This window comes from Streptomyces sp. GB4-14, from assembly GCF_022696125.1.
GTDB lineage: Bacteria > Actinomycetota > Actinomycetes > Streptomycetales > Streptomycetaceae > Streptomyces > Streptomyces werraensis.
Genome location: NZ_RZHO01000002.1, coordinates 5,137,559 through 5,154,041, shown reverse-complemented (window position 1 = coordinate 5,154,041; position 16,483 = coordinate 5,137,559). Strand labels below are relative to the sequence as shown.

The 16,483-nt window shown below is 70.9% G+C and carries 18 protein-coding genes; 3 read left to right on the top strand and 15 right to left on the bottom strand.

The features are described from left to right. Positions 1 to 30: 30 nt before the first annotated feature. Positions 31 to 1,233, top strand: a complete 1,203-nt coding sequence (locus ELQ39_RS24745; protein ID WP_242595652.1) for a TerD family protein — start codon at positions 31 to 33, stop codon at positions 1,231 to 1,233. Positions 1,234 to 1,519: 286 nt separating this feature from the next. Here the strand turns inward: ELQ39_RS24745 and ELQ39_RS24740 are convergent, their stop codons facing one another. Then, positions 1,520 to 2,956, bottom strand: a complete 1,437-nt coding sequence (locus ELQ39_RS24740; protein ID WP_190005139.1) for a hypothetical protein — start codon at positions 2,954 to 2,956, stop codon at positions 1,520 to 1,522. A gap of 208 nt (positions 2,957 to 3,164) precedes the next feature. On the opposite strand from ELQ39_RS24740, the gene ELQ39_RS24735 reads away from it, so the two are divergent. Then, on the top strand, positions 3,165 to 4,994 hold the full coding sequence (locus ELQ39_RS24735) for an endonuclease/exonuclease/phosphatase family protein (protein ID WP_242594006.1): 1,830 nt from the start codon (positions 3,165 to 3,167) through the stop codon (positions 4,992 to 4,994). 114 nt (positions 4,995 to 5,108) lie between these two features. Here the strand turns inward: ELQ39_RS24735 and ELQ39_RS24730 are convergent, their stop codons facing one another. Next, positions 5,109 to 5,423, bottom strand: coding sequence for a DUF3618 domain-containing protein (locus tag ELQ39_RS24730; RefSeq protein WP_225627927.1), 315 nt, complete (start codon positions 5,421 to 5,423; stop codon positions 5,109 to 5,111). Positions 5,424 to 5,464: 41 nt separating this feature from the next. After that, on the bottom strand, positions 5,465 to 5,881 hold the full coding sequence (locus tag ELQ39_RS24725; protein ID WP_190005142.1) for a phage holin family protein: 417 nt from the start codon (positions 5,879 to 5,881) through the stop codon (positions 5,465 to 5,467). 130 nt (positions 5,882 to 6,011) lie between these two features. Here ELQ39_RS24725 and dapA point away from each other — a divergent pair, with 130 nt between their 5' ends. Beyond that, positions 6,012 to 6,926, top strand: coding sequence for a 4-hydroxy-tetrahydrodipicolinate synthase (gene dapA / locus ELQ39_RS24720; RefSeq protein WP_242594005.1), 915 nt, complete (start codon positions 6,012 to 6,014; stop codon positions 6,924 to 6,926). Between the two features lie 236 nt (positions 6,927 to 7,162). Here the strand turns inward: dapA and ELQ39_RS24715 are convergent, their stop codons facing one another. From ELQ39_RS24715 to ELQ39_RS24660, 12 genes are all read right to left on the bottom strand, one after another. After that, positions 7,163 to 7,573: a VOC family protein gene (locus ELQ39_RS24715; protein WP_242594004.1), complete on the bottom strand. Its 411-nt coding sequence runs from the start codon at positions 7,571 to 7,573 to the stop codon at positions 7,163 to 7,165. A 115-nt stretch (positions 7,574 to 7,688) separates the two neighbouring features. After that, the gene (gene dapD, locus ELQ39_RS24710) at positions 7,689 to 8,678 is read right to left on the bottom strand and encodes a 2,3,4,5-tetrahydropyridine-2,6-dicarboxylate N-succinyltransferase (RefSeq protein WP_190005145.1); all 990 of its coding nucleotides are present in this window, start codon (positions 8,676 to 8,678) and stop codon (positions 7,689 to 7,691) included. Between the two features lie 169 nt (positions 8,679 to 8,847). Continuing rightward, positions 8,848 to 9,417: a TetR family transcriptional regulator gene (locus ELQ39_RS24705; RefSeq protein ID WP_190005146.1), complete on the bottom strand. Its 570-nt coding sequence runs from the start codon at positions 9,415 to 9,417 to the stop codon at positions 8,848 to 8,850. Next, positions 9,417 to 9,737: a DMT family transporter gene (locus ELQ39_RS24700; RefSeq protein WP_242594002.1), complete on the bottom strand. Its 321-nt coding sequence runs from the start codon at positions 9,735 to 9,737 to the stop codon at positions 9,417 to 9,419. The genes ELQ39_RS24705 and ELQ39_RS24700 overlap by 1 nt, the downstream gene beginning before the upstream one ends. A 100-nt stretch (positions 9,738 to 9,837) precedes the next feature. Next, a complete protein-coding gene (locus ELQ39_RS24695; RefSeq protein ID WP_004989638.1) occupies positions 9,838 to 10,170 on the bottom strand; it encodes a metal-sulfur cluster assembly factor in 333 nt (110 codons plus the stop codon). Then, positions 10,167 to 10,631 (bottom strand): Fe-S cluster assembly sulfur transfer protein SufU, encoded by a 465-nt coding sequence (sufU, locus tag ELQ39_RS24690; RefSeq protein ID WP_093546387.1) that lies wholly within the window; start codon positions 10,629 to 10,631, stop codon positions 10,167 to 10,169. Before sufU ends, ELQ39_RS24695 begins: the two co-directional genes overlap by 4 nt. A gap of 11 nt (positions 10,632 to 10,642) precedes the next feature. Continuing rightward, positions 10,643 to 11,899 (bottom strand): cysteine desulfurase, encoded by a 1,257-nt coding sequence (locus ELQ39_RS24685; protein WP_190005148.1) that lies wholly within the window; start codon positions 11,897 to 11,899, stop codon positions 10,643 to 10,645. Next, positions 11,896 to 12,660 (bottom strand): Fe-S cluster assembly ATPase SufC, encoded by a 765-nt coding sequence (gene sufC / locus ELQ39_RS24680; RefSeq protein WP_006131181.1) that lies wholly within the window; start codon positions 12,658 to 12,660, stop codon positions 11,896 to 11,898. The genes ELQ39_RS24685 and sufC overlap by 4 nt, the downstream gene beginning before the upstream one ends. 7 nt (positions 12,661 to 12,667) lie before the next feature. Continuing rightward, positions 12,668 to 12,985 (bottom strand): non-heme iron oxygenase ferredoxin subunit, encoded by a 318-nt coding sequence (locus ELQ39_RS24675; protein WP_006131182.1) that lies wholly within the window; start codon positions 12,983 to 12,985, stop codon positions 12,668 to 12,670. After that, the gene (sufD, locus tag ELQ39_RS24670; protein WP_190005149.1) at positions 12,982 to 14,166 is read right to left on the bottom strand and encodes a Fe-S cluster assembly protein SufD; all 1,185 of its coding nucleotides are present in this window, start codon (positions 14,164 to 14,166) and stop codon (positions 12,982 to 12,984) included. Before sufD ends, ELQ39_RS24675 begins: the two co-directional genes overlap by 4 nt. A 60-nt stretch (positions 14,167 to 14,226) precedes the next feature. Then, positions 14,227 to 15,648, bottom strand: a complete 1,422-nt coding sequence (gene sufB, locus ELQ39_RS24665; RefSeq protein WP_190005150.1) for a Fe-S cluster assembly protein SufB — start codon at positions 15,646 to 15,648, stop codon at positions 14,227 to 14,229. Next, positions 15,645 to 16,358 carry a helix-turn-helix transcriptional regulator gene (locus tag ELQ39_RS24660; RefSeq protein WP_190005151.1) on the bottom strand — a complete coding sequence of 238 codons (714 nt, stop codon included), beginning with the start codon at positions 16,356 to 16,358 and terminating at the stop codon, positions 15,645 to 15,647. Before ELQ39_RS24660 ends, sufB begins: the two co-directional genes overlap by 4 nt. Between the last annotated feature and the right edge of the window lie 125 nt (positions 16,359 to 16,483).

The window sequence follows — 16,483 nt, the reverse complement described above, 5'->3', positions numbered from 1 at the left end:
GGCCTCGCTCGTTCACCCGGCATGACAGCTATGACCCCCGGCTCGAACATCCCTCTTCCCACCGCCCGCGTGACGGTGGACGTCGCCGCGCCCGTGCGGCTCGACGTATCGGGCCTGCTGCTCACCGCCGACGGCAAGGTGCGCTCCGACGACGACTTCATCTTCTACAACCAGCCCACGGGGCCGGGCGTGACGTACCGCTCCGGCAGCGGCACGGCCCCCGACGCCATCACGGTCGACACCGCGGCCGTGCCCCCCGGCATCGAGAAGATCGTCGTGACCGCGAGCCCCGACGCGGCGGGCCAGACCTTCCAGGGCATCGAGCCCACCGCGACCGTCCGTGACGCGGACACCGGCGCCGTCCTGGCGACCTTCACTCCCCCGCAGCTCGGCTCGGAGACGGCCCTGGTGGTCGTCGAGATCTACCTGCGCAACGGCGCCTGGAAGGTCCGCGCGGTCGGCCAGGGCTACGCGAACGGCCTGGCCGGCATCGCCACGGACTTCGGCGTCTCCGTCGAGGAGCCCGCCGCCCCGGCGCAGCCGGTGACCCCGCCGGCCCCGCAGGCCGCGCCGCCCGCTCCCCCGGCCGCCGCCCCGCAGGCGCCTCCCGCCCCGGCGGCTCCCCCGGCCCCGCCCGCCGCCGCACCCGGCACCGGCAAGATCAACCTGGACAAGGGCCGGGTCAGCCTCCAGAAGAACCAGACGGTCTCCCTGATGAAGGGCGGCCGTCCGCTGCTGTCCCGGGTGCAGATGGGCCTCGGCTGGGAGCCCGCCTACCGCGGCAAGGACATCGACCTGGACGCGTCGGTCATCGCCTTCGGCCCGCAGCGCAACCACATCGACAGCTGCTACTTCGGCAAGCTGCAAATCCTCGGCGGCGCGATCCAGCACTCCGGTGACAACCTCACGGGCGAGGGCGGCGGTGACGACGAGGTCATCACCGTGGACCTCGGCCGCCTCCCCATGGAGGTCTCCGGCCTGGTCTTCACGGTGAACTCGTTCTCCGGCCAGAAGTTCACGGAGGTCGCCAAGGCGTACTGCCGCCTGCTGGACGCGTCCACCGGCGAGGAGCTGGTCCGGTTCGACCTCACGAGCGCCGAGCCGCAGACGGGCGTGATGATGGCGAAGCTGATCCGGCAGTTCTCGGGCGAGTGGGAGATGACCGCGATGGGCGAGTTCGTGAAGGGCCGCACGGTCCGCGGCATGGTCAAGCCGGCCGGTCAGGCGCTCTGACCCCCAACCCGTAGTCTGAACGTCCCACATCCGGGGGCCACAGCCGCGACTGCGGCCCCCGGCGGGTTCGGGTCTGTCCGGTTCGATGTCCCGCGCACGCCCTCGTAAGGCCTCACTTCGCTCCACCTCTCGTGCCGCGATGTCCGGGCCCACGAAGCTACAAGCGAGGCACTGCCGTCCATGACGAAGCGTCTCTTCCTCGGCACCGGCATGGTCTGGCGTTCGTGGACGAGGTAGGGACAGAAGGCCGCACTCGGCATGCGGGCGTGGTCTTCGCGGCGCCCTTTCAGCTCCCCTGCTGCGACCGCGCCTTGAACGCCGCCTTCCGCGCTTCCTTCGCGATCTTCTTGTCCGCGTGAAGGCGTCCCATCGCCTCCAGGACGTCCGCGGTCGCCGGGTGGTCCACCCGCCACGCCGCCTCGAAGAAGCCGCTGTGCTGCCGGGCCAGCCCCTCCACCAGTGAGCGCAGCTCCTCGGAGTCGCCTTCGGCGGCGAGCTGCGCGGCCACCGTGTCGATGGTCAGCCAGAAGATCATCGCCTCGGACGGCGGCGGCACGTCCGCGGCCCCGTGCTCGGCGAGCCACACCCGCGCCAGACCGCCGAGTTCGGCGTCGTCCAGCACCTCCCGCAGCGCCGGCTCCGCGGCGCCGCCCACCAGTGACAGCGCCTGCTGGCAGCGCAGCCTCCGCAGCGGCGCCCCGTCGTCGGAGCCGCGCGCGGCGGCCAGCAGCTCCCGCGCTGCCTCCAGCGGCCGGCGCCGCTCCAGCCAGTGCTCGGTCTCGGCGTGGGCGGCGGCCGGCGGGTACGCGGCCGTGCCGTCGAGCAGCACGTCGGCGCCCTTGTCCGCGAGGTCGCCGACCGCGGGCGCCTCGAAGCCCGCCTCCAGCAGCCGGGCGCGCAGCCCGTACAGACCGAGCGGGGTGAGCCGTACCAGCCCGTAGCGGGCGACGTCCGTGTCGTCGACCGGCGCGGCGGGCTCCTCGTCGGCGTCGGTCATCAGCGCCTCGTCAACCGGCTGGTACTCGACGAGCCCGACCGGCTCCAGCATCCGGAACTGGTCGTCCAGCCGCATCATCGCGTCGGACACCTGCTCCAGGACGTCGTTGGTGGGCTCCGCCATGTCGCCGGGCACGATGACGGAGGCGGCCAGCGCGGGCAGCGGCACCGGTGCGTCACCTGCCTTGTCCTCGCCGACGGTCAGCAGGTACAGGTTGCCGAGGACCCCGTCGAGGAACTCCGCCTCGGCCTCCGGGTTCCAGTCCAGCGCGTCGAGGTCCAGCTCCCCCGACCCCTCGCCCCCGGCGATGGCGTCGACGAGACCGCCCAGGTCGGGCACGCTCGCGTCGCCCAGCACGGTCTCCAGCGCGCCGAGCCACACGCTCAGCACGTCCTGCGGCGAGCCTCCGGTGAGCAGCGACAGCTCGTCGCCCGTGCGGACGGTGCCCTCCTCCTCGTCGACCACCTCGACGAGTCCGGTGTCCACGGCGACCCGCCACGCCTCGCCGGCGTCGGCCGCGGCGTCCTCCCCGCTCAGGCCCAACTCCGCCGCCGCGTCCGGGAGCTGCTCGTCCACCAGTCCGCCGCCCGCGTCCACGCGGGTCGCGGGGCCGGCCCAGCGGGCGAGCCGGGCGGCCCGGGACAGCACCGGAGTGGACAGGGCGTCGCGCGCCAGCTCCGCTTCGGGGCGCAACCGCGCCGGCGGCAGGATGGAGCTGTCTGACATCGGCTGTTTCTCCTAGTGCCCTCTACGTCTCAGCCGCTCAGCCTAGACGGATTTCCACCCATGCCGCCCACTTCCTCTCCGCGTCGTGCGGTGTACATGGCCGAAACCTTGACAAGTGGCTCGCACAGGCTGGACATTGACGCGCGTAGACGGGGTGTGGCCCGCACCGCACCCGCCCACCCTCGTTCCGGTCCCCGGAGGGAATCCGTTGCCGAGCAGACCGTCCGCGCGCCTCGCCGCGCTCACCGTCGCCGCCGTGTGTTCCGCGGCGTCCACCGTCGTCCTCACGACGCCCGCGCACGCCGAATCCGTGCGCGTCCACGACATCCAGGGCGACACGCGTGTGTCGCCGCTCGCCGGCAAGCAGGTCACCGGCGTGACCGGCATCGTCACCGGCATCCGTACCTACGGTTCGTCCCGCGGCTTCTGGATCCAGGACCCCGCCCCCGACGCCGACCCGGCCACCAGCGAGGGCGTGTTCGTCTTCACCAGCTCCACCCCGCAGGGTGTCGCGGTGGGCGACGAGGTCTCCGTCTCCGGCACGGTCACGGAGTTCGTCCCCGGCGGCGCGTCCTCCGGCAACCAGTCGGTCACCGAGATCACCAGGCCCACCGTGACCGTCGTCTCGCGCGGCAACCCGGTCCCGGCCCCGGCCGTCCTCGACGCGCGCACGGTCCCGGCCGCGTACGCGCCGCAGGGCGACCCGGCGGCCGGCGGGTCGGTCAACGCCCTCACGCTGCGCCCGGGCACGTACGCCCTCGACCTGTACGAGTCGCTGGAGGGCATGAACGTGCGGGTCGCCGACGCCCGCGTGGTCGGCGCGACCGACCCGTACACGGAGCTGTGGGTCACCGTGAAGCCGCACGAGAACCGCAACAGGCGCGGCGGCACGGTCTACGGCTCGTACGACGCCCAGAACACCGGCCGGCTGCAGATCCAGTCGCTGGGCAAGGCCGCCGACTTCCCCGACGCGAACGTCGGCGACGTCCTCGCTGGCTCCACCACGGGCCCGTTGGACTACAACCAGTACGGCGGCTACACCCTGGTCGCGAGCGAGCTCGGCACGCTGGAGGCGGGCGGCACGAAGCGCGAGGCGACCCGCGCACAGCACCGCTCCGAACTCGCGATAGCCACCTACAACGTGGAGAACCTCGACCCGTCGGACGACACGTTCGCCGCGCACGCCGAGGCGATCGTGCACGGTCTCGCCTCGCCCGACATCGTGTCGCTGGAGGAGATCCAGGACAACAACGGCGCCACGGACGACGGCACGGTCGCCGCCGACGTCACGCTCGCGAAGCTGATCGACGCCATCGAGGCGGCCGGCGGCCCGCGCTACGACTGGCGCGCCGTCGACCCGGCCGACAAGCAGGACGGCGGCGAGCCGGGCGGCAACATCCGCCAGGCGTTCTTGTTCAACCCGGACCGGGTGTCCTTCACCGACCGGCCCGGCGGCGACGCCGCCACGGCGACCGACGTGGTCAAGGTCCGCGGCAAGGCCGCCCTGACCTTGTCCCCCGGCCGGATCGCCCCGGAATCGGCGGCGTTCGAGGACAGCCGCAAGCCGCTGGCCGGCGAGTTCGTCTTCCGCGGCCGCACCGTCATCGTGATCGCCAACCACTTCTCCTCCAAGGGCGGCGACCAGGGCCTGACCTCGCAGTACCAGCCGCCGGCGCGCAGCTCGGAGACCCAGCGCCACCTCCAGGCGCAGGAGGTCCACGACTTCACCGCGAAGATCCTCAAGACGCAGAAGAACGCGGCGGTCGTGGCGCTCGGCGACATCAACGACTTCGAGTTCTCCCGCACCACCCGCATCATGGAGGGCGACGGCGTCCTCTGGTCGGCGGTCAAGTCGCTACCCGTGTCGGAGCGTTACTCGTACGTGTACCAGGGCAACAGCCAGGCGCTCGACCAGATCCTGATCAGCCCCTCGATCCGCCGCCAGTGCTCCTTCGACTACGACAGCGTGCACATCAACGCGGAGTTCCACGACCAGATCAGCGACCACGACCCGCAGGTCCTGCGCTTCAAGCCGTGACCCCGGCCTGACGTCGCCCGGCAGCGGGCGGCGGGGGACGGGAGCGGCTGTCCGCTCCCGTCCCCCGCCGCCCCGCACCCAGGTGCGGTTTCCCCGGCCGCGCGGCCCGCCCGCTCAGTGGTGGCGGCGCTGCACCATCACCACCGCGCCCACGGCCATCATCACCAGCGCTCCCGCGGCGGCCATCAGCTGCTTGCGGTGCTGCCTGCCGACCTCGCCGGCGTGCGCGGCGCTGCTGCGCATCTGCACGCCCATCGCGCCGGCCCGGTCCTTCAGTTCGTCGGCGCGCGCCCTGGCCCGTGCCTTGACGTCCATCTTCCCGGCCAGTTCCTCGACGGTGTCGCCGAGCTCGTGCCGGGTCCGTTCGATCTCCCGGCGCAGCTCGTCCGGGCCCTTGGCCCCGCGCGCCGCTTCACTGCCGGCGTCCACGTGGGCTCCCGACGGGGACGCCGAGCCCCTCACCTCGTGCGTCATCGGTGTGCCCTTTCCTTGATCTCCTCGACGTCGGCCTTGACGCTGCCCAGCGTCCGCTCCGGCTTGGGCGGCGTGGCCCGGCGCAGCTGCCCGCGTCCGGCCAGCGCCAGCACACCGGCGATCACGAACAGCACGCCCGTGATGATCAGGGCCGCCGCCCACAGCGGCAGCACCAGGTCGAGTGCGGCGATTCCCGTGGCGGCCAGCGCGAGCAGCCCCGCGTAACCGAACGCCCCCGCCGCTCCCAGCATCCCGCCGCCGACTCCGGCCCGGCGCCCCTTCTCGGCCAGTTCCTCCTTGGCGAGCGCCACTTCCTGCCGTGCGAGTCGTGAGATCTGTTCGGTGGCCTGGCCGACGAGCTCGCCGACGCTGTGCTCGTCGCGGACGGGCCGCTGTTGGATGGTTCCGGCCACGGTGCGCCTCCTCTCGGTGGGGTTACCCGAGTACCCCCGCCCGCTCCGGCCTATCCCTCAAGCAGTGCTTACGGGTATCGGTCAAAACATGTAAGTGGACCTTCACCGTGCGGGGGCCGACACTGCTCCCATGACCTCCACGCCCTTCTCCCTCGGCCGCACGCTGTGCGCGATGATCACCCCCTTCACCGCCTCGGGCGCGCTGGACCTGGACGGCGCGCAGCGGCTGGCCGACCGTCTGGTCACCCAGGGCTGCGACGGCCTGGTGCTGTCCGGCACGACCGGGGAGTCCCCGACGACGACGGACGCGGAGAAGCGGTCGCTGATCTCGGCCGTACGGGAGGCCGTCGGCACCCGCGCCACGCTGGTCGCCGGCGTCGGCACCCCCGACACCGCGCACACCGCCGCCCTGGCCCGTGAGGCCGAGGAGGCGGGCGCCGACGCCCTCCTGCTGGTCGCCCCGTACTACAGCCGCCCGCCGCAGGACGCGATCGAGGCGTACTTCCGCGAGACCGCCGACGCGACGGGCCTCCCCGTGGTCCTCTACGACATTCCGGCCCGCACCGGGGTCCGCGTCGAGCCGGACACCCTGCTGCGGCTGGCCGAGCACCCGCGCGTCGTGGCGGTGAAGGACTGCAGCAACGACTTCCTGGCGGCGCAGAAGGTGATATCCCGCACGGACCTGGCGTACTACGCGGGCTGCGACGAGCACAATCTGGCGCTGTACGCGGTGGGCGGCGCCGGGTGTGTCAGCACGGTGGCCAACGTGGCCCCCTGTGCCGTCCGTTCCGTCCTCGACGCCTTCGACAAGGGCGACACGGCGGGGGCGATGCGCCTCCAGCACCGGCTGATCCCGCTGATCGAGGCGATGATGGCGGGCGGCCTCCCCGGCACGGTGACGGCGAAGGCCCTGCTCCCCGCCCTGGGACTCCCCTCGGGCCCGGTCCGCCCGCCCCTGCGCCCGGCGGACCCCCACACGACGGCCGCCCTGCGGGAGACCTACGCCCGCCTGGCGGACGTCAGTTCCACACCTTCCCGTCGCTGAACGTCAGAACGTGCTCCAGCACGTCCTGACCGGGACCGTCGGCCTGCCCGGGACCGGCGTTCGGCCCGTTGGTCACTTGCCACCGAGCGCCGGCCACCGCCACCGGTCCCCGTCGCCGTCCCCGTCCTCGGCGGGGCGCGCCGCAGATACTCGTCGATCTCCGGGAAGACCCATACCCGGCTGTCGGTCCCGTGCTCCCACACGAAGACGTCGTCGCGTTCGGGCGCGACGACGGGTCAGCCCCGTCCGGGCCAGACCGGTCCCTGGTCGGTCCAGACGACGCCCTTGTTCCGGCACAGGCAGAAGGGGTGCCCGACCGGATCGGTGTAGATCCGCCACCCGTACCCCTCGGGCCCGACGAAGTCCTGCCGCAGCGTCGCCCCGAGTTCGAGCACCCGGGCCTGCTCGGCCTCGATGTCGTCGACCTCGAAGTCGAGATGGAACTGCTTGGGATGCTCGGTGTCGGGCCACTGCGGAGCCCGGTGGTCGTCGACCCGGATGAACGCCAACTCGATCTCGCCGAACCGGATCCCGGCCCAGTCCGCGGAACTGTCCTCCTTCACGGGCCGCCCCGTCACCTCGGAGTAGAAGCCCGCCAGCGCCATGGTGTCGGGACAGTCGATGATGAAGTCGGTGAGTCGCAGCATCCCGCGATGGTGTCACGTACTCACCACCGTGGTCATGCATGTCGCCACACGGACGAGCGCCCTCCCAGGCCGTGGAAGGGCGCTCGGCAGCTGCTGCGACGACGGCCGCCCGCCGTCAGTTGTGGCTGTGCAGAACGTCGTTCAGGCCGCCCCACACCGCGTTGTTCGGGCGGGCCTCCACGCGGCCCGTCTCCGAGTTGCGGCGGAAGAGGATGTTGGAGGCGCCGGAGAGTTCGCGGGCCTTGACCACCTCGCCGTCGGGCATCGTCACCCGGGTGCCGGCGGTGACGTAGAGGCCGGCCTCGACCACGCACTCGTCGCCGAGGGCGATGCCCACGCCCGCCTCCGCGCCGACCAGGCACCGCTCGCCGATGGAGATGCGGACGTTGCCGCCACCCGACAGGGTGCCCATCGTGGACGCGCCGCCGCCGATGTCGGAGCCGTCGCCGACGACGACGCCCGCCGAGATGCGGCCCTCGACCATCGACGTGCCGAGCGTGCCGGCGTTGAAGTTGACGAAGCCCTCGTGCATCACGGTGGTGCCCTCGGCGAGGTGCGCGCCGAGGCGGACTCGGTCGGCGTCGGCGATGCGCACGCCCTTGGGGGCCACGTAGTCCGTCATGCGCGGGAACTTGTCCACGGACGTCACCTGGAGGTGCAGACCCTCCGCGCGGGCGTTGAGCCGCACCTTCTCCAGCTCGTCCACCGCGACCGGACCGAGCGAGGTCCAGGCCACGTTGGCGAGGTGGGCGAAGATGCCGTCCAGGTTCTGGCCGTGCGGCTTCACCAGGCGGTGGGAGAGCAGGTGCAGCCGCAGGTACACGTCGTGCGCGTCGACCGGCTTGGCGTCCAGGGAGGAGATGACCGTGCGGACCGCGACAACCTCGACGCCCCGGCGCGGGTCCGGGCCGACCGCGGCGGTGGCGCCGCCGCCCAGCAGCTTCGCCGCCTGCTCGGCGGAGAGCCGCTCCGTGCCGGACGGGCCCGGCTCGGCGGCGAGCTCGGGGGCCGGGAACCAGGTGTCGAGGACGGTGCCGTCGGCGGCGACGGTGGCGAGGCCGGCGGCCACCGCGCCGGTGGTGCTCTGAGCAGTCGTGTCGGTCATGAGGGCAACCTAACCGGCCGGTGGCACCGGACGCGAACCGGTGCCGCCCGCATCTCAGGTGCCGGTCACGGGACCCGCGGGCCACCCGTCGCGGGTCGGCAGGCGCAAGCCACGGAACCCACGGGCGCCGGTCGCCGGACGTCGGCGGGAGCCGGTCGCGGGACGTCGCTCAGGACTCGGTCCCACGACCCCGGTCGGCTCCCGGCAGCAGCCGCCCCAGCGCCTCCCGCGCGTACTCCTCGTCGTACGGTGTGCCCGTCAGCAGGACCTGGAGGCAGATGCCGTCCATCAGCGCGACCAGGGCGCGCGCCGTCACCGGGTCCGTGCGGCGGGACAGCAGGGCGGCCGTGTCCTCGCACCACTCCGCCGCGACCGGGCGCAGGGCAGGGCGCCGCAGCGCGGCGAGATACAGCTCGTACTCCAGCTCCACGCCGGCCCGCTCACCGCCCAGCCACTCCCCCAACAGCGCCGCCAGCTCGGCCGCCAGGTCGCTCCGCGGGTCCTCCAGGGCGCCGCGCGAGGCGATCGCCTTGGCGAAGCCCTCGTTGGCCTGGCGCAGGGCGGCCACCATCAGCTCGTCGAGCGTCTTGAAGTGGTACGTCGTGGACCCGAGCGGCACATCCGCCTCGACGGCGACGCTGCGGTGCGTGAGCCGCGCGATGCCGCTGCGGCCGACCACCCGGATCGCCGCGTCGATGATCCGCTGCCGCCGCTCCGGGTCGTACCGGCGCCCCGCCATCAGTGCGCTCCGCCCAGGTTCAGCACCACCACTCCGATGATGATCAGCCCGATGCCGACGGCCTTGGCGACCGTCATCCCCTCGCCCATGAACACGATGCCGATGGTCGCGATGGCGGCCGTGCCCACACCGGCCCAGATGGCGTAGGCGGTGCCGACGGCCACGGTGCGCAGGGTCTGCGCGAGAAGGGCGAAGGAGACGACGTAGCCCAGCAGGGTCAGCAGCGAGGGCCAGAGCCTGCTGAAGCCGTCGCTGTACTTCATCGCGGTGGTGGCGCACACCTCGGCCGCGATGGCTCCGGCCAGCAGCAGGTATCCCATGTGTACGAGCGTACACAGCGGCGACGGCCCGAGACGCACGAAAACGGCGACGCCCCCGGAAGGGGGCGTCGCCGGCGGTCCGTGCGCGGCAGCGGCAGGCTCAGACGTTGAAGCCCAGCGCCCGCAGCTGCTCACGGCCGTCGTCCGTGATCTTGTCCGGGCCCCACGGCGGCATCCAGACCCAGTTGATCCGCAGTTCGCTGACCAGGCCGTCCGTGGCGGACTTGGCCTGGTCCTCGATGACGTCGGTCAGCGGGCAGGCCGCCGAGGTCAGCGTCATGTCGACGGTCGCCACGTTGGAGTCGTCCACGTGGATGCCGTAGATCAGGCCCAGGTTGACGACGTCGATGCCCAGTTCGGGGTCGACGACGTCCATCAGGGCCTCGCGGAGCTCCTCCTCCGAGGCCGGCTTCATCTCCACGGTCTCGCTCATGCCGTAGTCCTTTCGGCGTCGGCGCCCAGCGCCTGGGCCGTCGCGTCCTTCCACGCCATCCAGCTCAGGAGGGCGCACTTGACCCGCGCGGGGTACTTGGAGACGCCGGCGAACGCGACCGCGTCCTCCAGCACCTCCTCCATCGCGTCGTCGGGCTCGATCTTCCCCTTGGACTGCATCAGCTCCAGGAACGTGCCCTGGATCTTCTGCGCCTCGGCGAGATCCTTGCCGACCAGCAGGTCGTTCAGCACGGACGCGGACGCCTGGCTGATGGAACAGCCCTGGCCCTCGTAGCTGACGTCGCTGATGGTCGTGCCGTCGTACTTCACGCGCAGCGTGATCTCGTCGCCGCACGTCGGGTTGACGTGGTGCACCTCGGCGTCGCCGTCCCGGAGACCCCGCCCGTGCGGGTTCTTGTAGTGGTCCAGGATGACGTCCTGGTACATGGAGTCCAGCTTCACGCCTCAGCCCCTCATCCGAAGAAGTTCCGTACGTGCTCCAGACCGTCGACCAGTGCGTCGATGTCCGCCGGCGTGGAGTACAGATAGAACGACGCCCGCGTGGTCGCAGGAATTCCGTACCGCAGGCAGACCGGCCGCGCGCAGTGGTGGCCGACCCGGACCGCGATGCCCTGCTCGTCGAGGACCTGGCCCACGTCGTGCGGGTGGATGTCCCCGAGGGTGAAGGAGATCGCGGCGCCGCGGTCCTCGGCGCTGGCCGGACCGATGATGCGCAGGTCCGGCACCTCGAGGAGCCGCTTGACGGCGTACTCGGTGATGGCGTGCTCGTGCGCGAGGATCTTGTCCATGCCGATGGCCGACAGGTAGTCGATCGCAGCACCGAGCCCGACCGCCTGGGCGATCGGCGGGGTGCCCGCCTCGAACTTGTGCGGGGCGGGGGCGTACGTCGACGAGCTCATCGACACGGTCTCGATCATCTCGCCGCCGCCCAGGAACGGAGGCAGATCCTCCAGCAGCTCCTGGCGGCCCCACAGCACGCCGATGCCGGTCGGGCCGCACATCTTGTGGCCGGTGAAGGCCACGAAGTCGGCCTGGAGGGCCTGGACGTCCAGCGGCATGTGCGGCGCGGCCTGGGAGGCGTCGACGCACACCAGGGCGCCGACCTCCTGGGCGCGGCGCACGATGGCCTCGACCGGGTTGACCGTGCCCAGGATGTTGGACACCAGCACGAAGGAGACGATCTTCGTCTTCTCGGTGATGATCTCGTCGATGTTCGACAGGTCGAGCCGGCCGTCGTCGGTGAGGCCGAACCACTTCAGCTTCGCGCCCGTGCGCTGCGCGAGCAGCTGCCACGGCACGATGTTGGAGTGGTGTTCCATCTCCGTGATGACGATCTCGGTCTCGTGGTCCACCCGGTAGGGCTCGTCGGCCCAGCCGAGCATGTTGGCCACGAGGTTGAGCGACTCGGAGGCGTTCTTGGTGAAGATCACCTCGTCGCGCGAGGGCGCGTTGACGAACTCCGCGACCTTGTCGCGCGCACCCTCGTACAGCGCCGTGGCCTCCTCGGCGAGCACATGCACACCGCGGTGGACGTTGGCGTTGTAGCGCTCGTAGTACTCGCCGAGGGCGTCCAGCACCTGACGCGGCTTCTGGCTGGTCGCCGCGTTGTCCAGGTACACGAGCTTGCGCCCGTCGTGGACCTGGCGGTCCAGGATGGGGAAGTCCTTGCGGATCGCCTCGGTGTCGAGGAGGCCCGGCAGCTGTGTCACTCGGATGCGCCACCCTTCGTGTATGCCTCGTAGCCCTCGGCCTCCAGCTTGTCGGCGAGCTCGGGGCCGCCGGACTCGGCGATCCGTCCGGCCGCGAAGACGTGGACGTGGTCGGGCTTGATGTAGCGCAGGATGCGCGTGTAGTGCGTGATCAGCAGGGTGCCGACCTGGCCGGACTCGCGGACCCGGTTGACGCCCTCGGAGACGACGCGCAGGGCGTCGACGTCCAGGCCGGAGTCGGTCTCGTCGAGGATGGCGACCTTCGGCTTGAGCAGCTCGAGCTGAAGGATCTCGTGGCGCTTCTTCTCACCGCCGGAGAAGCCCTCGTTCACGTTCCGCTCGGCGAAGGCGGGGTCCATGTTGAGGCGCTCCATGGCCTCCTTGACCTCCTTCACCCAGGTGCGCAGCTTGGGGGCCTCGCCGCGGACGGCGGTGGCGGAGGTGCGCAGGAAGTTGGAGACGGAGACACCGGGGACCTCGACCGGGTACTGCATGGCGAGGAACAGACCGGCGCGGGCCCGCTCGTCGACGGACATCTCCAGGACGTCCTCGCCGTCGAGGGTGACGGTGCCCTGCGTGATCGTGTACTTGGGGTGACCCGCGAGCGAGTAGGCGAGGGTCGACTTGCCCGAGCCGTTGGGGCCCATGATGGCGTGCGTCTCGCCCTGCTTCACGGTGAGGTCGACGCCCTTGAGGATCTCCTTCGTGGCGTTGTCGGCCTCGACGGTGACGTGCAGGTCTCGGATTTCAAGCGTTGCCATGGGTGCCTCAGGACTCCTGGGTGAGGGAGACGAGCACGTCGTCCCCTTCGATCTTTACGGGGTATACGGGGACGGGGCGCGTCGCCGGGAGGGCGTCGGGCTTGCCGGAACGGAGGTCGAAACGCGAGCCGTGCAGCCAGCACTCGATGTGGCAGTCGTCCACCTCGCCCTCCGCGAGGGAGACGTTCGCGTGGGAGCAGATGTCGTGGATCGCGAACACCTCTCCCTCGGTGCGCACCACGGAGACCGGCGTGCCGTCGAGTTCCACCCGCTTCGGGGTGTCCTCCTCCAGCTCGCCCAGTCCACAGACGCGTACGAAGGTCATGCGACCGCGGCCTCCAGCTCCTCCTCGATCTTGGCGATCAGGCGCTCCTCGATGTCGGGGACGCCGATCTGCTGCACGAGCTCGGCGAAGAAGCCGCGGACCACCAGGCGGCGGGCGTCCTTCTCGGGGATGCCGCGGGCCATCAGGTAGAAGAGCTGCTCGTCGTCGAAGCGGCCGGTCGCGGAGGCGTGGCCGGCGCCGACGATCTCGCCGGTCTCGATCTCGAGGTTGGGCACGGAGTCGACCCGCGCGCCGTCGGTGAGGACGAGGTTGCGGTTCATCTCGTAGGTGTCGGTGCCCTCGGCCTTGGCCTCGATGAGCACGTCGCCGATCCACACGGCGTGCGCGTCGTCGCCCTGCAGCGCGCCCTTGTAGACGACGTTGGACTTGCAGTGCGGGACGTTGTGGTCGACCAGGAGGCGGTGCTCCTGGTGCTGGCCGGCGTCGGTGAAGTACAGGCCGAACAGCTCGGCCTCGCCGCCGGTGCCCGCGTAGGTGACGCGCGGGTGCAGGCGGACGACGTCGCCGCCGAAGGTCACGACGACCGACTTGAAGGAGGCGTCGCGGCCGACGAGCGCGTTGTGCTGGGCGACGTGCACGGCCTTGTCGTCCCAGTCCTGGACGGACACGACGGTGAGCTTGGCGCCGTCGCCGAGGACGTACTCGACGTTGGCGGCGAGCACCGCGTCGCCGGTGTGGTCGATGACCACGAGGGCCTCGGCGAAGGCGCCGAGCTCGATCACCTGGTGGCCGTAGGCGGTGCCGCCCTCGCCGTGCACCGCGATGCGGATGGGCTCGGTGAGGACGGTCTCCTTCGGCACGGTCACGACCGACGCCTGGGTGAAGGCCGAGTACGCCTGGGCGGCGACGCGGTCCACCGGGGCGCCGGTGCGGCCGAGCCGGGCGTCGTCGCGGCCGACGGTCTCCACGGTGACGCCCTCGGGCGCCTCGACGGCGACCTTGAGGCCCGCGTCGGTGGCGGCGGCGGTGCCGTCGTGCAGTCCGCGCAGCCGCTCCAGCGGGGTGAACCGCCACTCCTCCTCACGGCCATGGGGGACGGGGAAGTCCGCCACGTCGAAGGACGGGGGCGCGCTCATGCGCGTGGCGACGGTCGACTCGGCGGCGACCGCGATCGAACCGGCGGTCGTCGAACCGACCGGGATGTTCTGAGCCTCAGCCATGGCTGTCGTAGTGCTCGCTTTCCGTTACGTAAGGGGCCTGACGGGAGACGGGGGCGGTGATCAGCCGACCGCGCCTTCCATCTGGAGCTCGATCAGCCGGTTGAGCTCGAGCGCGTACTCCATCGGCAGTTCCTTGGCGATCGGCTCGACGAAGCCGCGCACGATCATCGCCATCGCCTCGTCCTCGGACAGGCCACGGCTCATCAGGTAGAAGAGCTGGTCCTCGGAGACCTTGGAGACGGTCGCCTCGTGGCCCATGGACACGTCGTCCTCGCGGACGTCCACGTAGGGGTAGGTGTCCGAGCGGGAGATGGTGTCCACCAGGAGCGCGTCGCACAGCACGTTGGACTTGGAGCCCGGGGCGCCCTCGCCGATCTCGATGAGACCGCGGTAGGAGGTGCGGCCGCCGCCGCGCGCCACCGACTTGGAGACGATGTTCGACGACGTGTTGGGGGCCATGTGGACCATCTTGGCGCCGGCGTCCTGGTGCTGGCCCTCGCCCGCGAAGGCGATGGACAGGGTCTCGCCCTTGGCGTGCTCGCCCATCAGGTAGACGGCCGGGTACTTCATCGTCACCTTGGAGCCGATGTTGCCGTCGATCCACTCCATGGTGGCGCCCTCGTAGGCGACGGCGCGCTTGGTCACCAGGTTGTAGACGTTGTTCGACCAGTTCTGGATGGTCGTGTAGCGGCAGCGGGCGTTCTTCTTGACGATGATCTCGACGACCGCGGAGTGCAGCGAGTCCGACTTGTAGATCGGCGCGGTGCAGCCCTCGACGTAGTGCACGTAGGCGCCCTCGTCGACGATGATCAGGGTCCGCTCGAACTGGCCCATGTTCTCGGTGTTGATCCGGAAGTAGGCCTGGAGCGGGATCTCCACGTGCACGCCCGGGGGCACGTAGATGAAGGAGCCGCCGGACCACACGGCCGTGTTCAGCGCAGCGAACTTGTTGTCACCGGCGGGGATGACCGTGCCGAAGTACTCCTTGAAGAGCTCCGGGTGCTCCTTCAGGGCGGTGTCGGTGTCGAGGAAGATGACGCCCTGCTCCTCCAGGTCCTCGCGGATCTGGTGGTAGACGACCTCCGACTCGTACTGGGCGGCGACACCGGCCACGAGGCGCTTCTTCTCGGCCTCGGGGATGCCCAGCTTGTCGTAGGTGTTCTTGATGTCCTCGGGAAGGTCCTCCCAGGACTCCGCCTGCTTCTCCGTCGACCGCACGAAGTACTTGATGTTGTCGAAGTCGATGCCGGAGAGGTCGGAGCCCCAGTTCGGCATGGGCTTCTTCTCGAACAGGCGCAGGCCCTTGAGACGGAGCTTCGTCATCCACTCCGGCTCGTCCTTCTTCGAGGAGATGTCCCGGACGACTTCCTCGTTCAAACCGCGGCGCGCCGACGCACCGGCCTCGTCACGGTCGGCCCAGCCGTATTCGTAGGTGCCCAGACCCTCCAGCTCGGGGTGGGCAGTCTCCGTGGGGAGAGTCATGCGGGGTTCCTCCCGGACGTGCTTGCAGATGCGTTGTGGGAAATCTTGGGGATGAACGTCGTGCAGACGCCGTCGCCGTGCGCGATCGTCGCCAGCCGCTGTACGTGAGTACCGAGGAGCTCGGCGAAAAATTCCGTCTCGGCCTCGCACAGCTGCGGGAACTGTTCGGCGGCGTGGGCGACCGGGCAGTGGTGCTGGCAGAGCTGCTCGCCGACCGGTGCGCTGCGCGCGGTCGCAGCGTACCCGTCCGCGCTCAGCGCCTTGGCCAGGGCCTCCGTGCGCTGCTCCGGCGGTACGGCCTCGACGGCCTTGCGGTAGGCGCCCGCCTGGGCGGCGATACGGGCCCGGGCGAACGCGGCGATGGCGTCGCTGCCGCCCTCCCGCTCGCCGATCCAGCGCAGCGCGTCCACCGCGAGCTTGTCGTAGGACTGGTCGAAGGCGTCCCGGCCGCAGTCGGTCAGGGCGAACACCTTGGCCGGACGTCCGCGCGAGCGCGTGCCGTAGACCCGCCGGTCGCGGGCCTCCACGACGTTGTCCGCGGCCAGGGCGTCGAGGTGGCGGCGCACGGCCGCCTGGGTGAGCTTCAGCCGCCCGGCCAGTTCGGCGACGGTCGACGGGCCGTGGTCCAGGATGGAGCGGGCGACGCGGTTGCGGGTGGACCGCTCACCGGTTGCCAGATCCTCGTGGGACGCCTCGCCAACGTTTTTCACAACGCCATTGTTGCGTAATTCTTCGGAGCCGGGCAAGCCGCGCCCGGACGGCCCACAGTGCCTTGCATCACTTAGGCATACCTAATCTGACCTGCGGAAACGATCTTTGATCGATCGGACGGGCA

Excerpts from the sequence above, each read along its gene's own strand:
- ELQ39_RS24695 (WP_004989638.1), bottom strand. The coding sequence starts at position 10,170 with ATGAGCGAGACCGTGGAGATGAAGCCGGCCTCGGAGGAGGAGCTCCGC.
- ELQ39_RS24700 (WP_242594002.1), bottom strand. The coding sequence starts at position 9,737 with ATGGGATACCTGCTGCTGGCCGGAGCCATCGCGGCCGAGGTGTGCGCC.
- ELQ39_RS24740 (WP_190005139.1), bottom strand. The coding sequence starts at position 2,956 with ATGTCAGACAGCTCCATCCTGCCGCCGGCGCGGTTGCGCCCCGAAGCG.
- dapA (WP_242594005.1), top strand. The coding sequence starts at position 6,012 with ATGACCTCCACGCCCTTCTCCCTCGGCCGCACGCTGTGCGCGATGATC.
- sufC (WP_006131181.1), bottom strand. The coding sequence starts at position 12,660 with ATGGCAACGCTTGAAATCCGAGACCTGCACGTCACCGTCGAGGCCGAC.
- sufD (WP_190005149.1), bottom strand. The coding sequence starts at position 14,166 with ATGGCTGAGGCTCAGAACATCCCGGTCGGTTCGACGACCGCCGGTTCG.
- ELQ39_RS24745 (WP_242595652.1), top strand. The coding sequence starts at position 31 with ATGACCCCCGGCTCGAACATCCCTCTTCCCACCGCCCGCGTGACGGTG.
- ELQ39_RS24715 (WP_242594004.1), bottom strand. The coding sequence starts at position 7,573 with ATGCTGCGACTCACCGACTTCATCATCGACTGTCCCGACACCATGGCG.
- dapD (WP_190005145.1), bottom strand. The coding sequence starts at position 8,678 with ATGACCGACACGACTGCTCAGAGCACCACCGGCGCGGTGGCCGCCGGC.
- sufB (WP_190005150.1), bottom strand. The coding sequence starts at position 15,648 with ATGACTCTCCCCACGGAGACTGCCCACCCCGAGCTGGAGGGTCTGGGC.
- ELQ39_RS24705 (WP_190005146.1), bottom strand. The coding sequence starts at position 9,417 with ATGGCGGGGCGCCGGTACGACCCGGAGCGGCGGCAGCGGATCATCGAC.
- ELQ39_RS24675 (WP_006131182.1), bottom strand. The coding sequence starts at position 12,985 with ATGACCTTCGTACGCGTCTGTGGACTGGGCGAGCTGGAGGAGGACACC.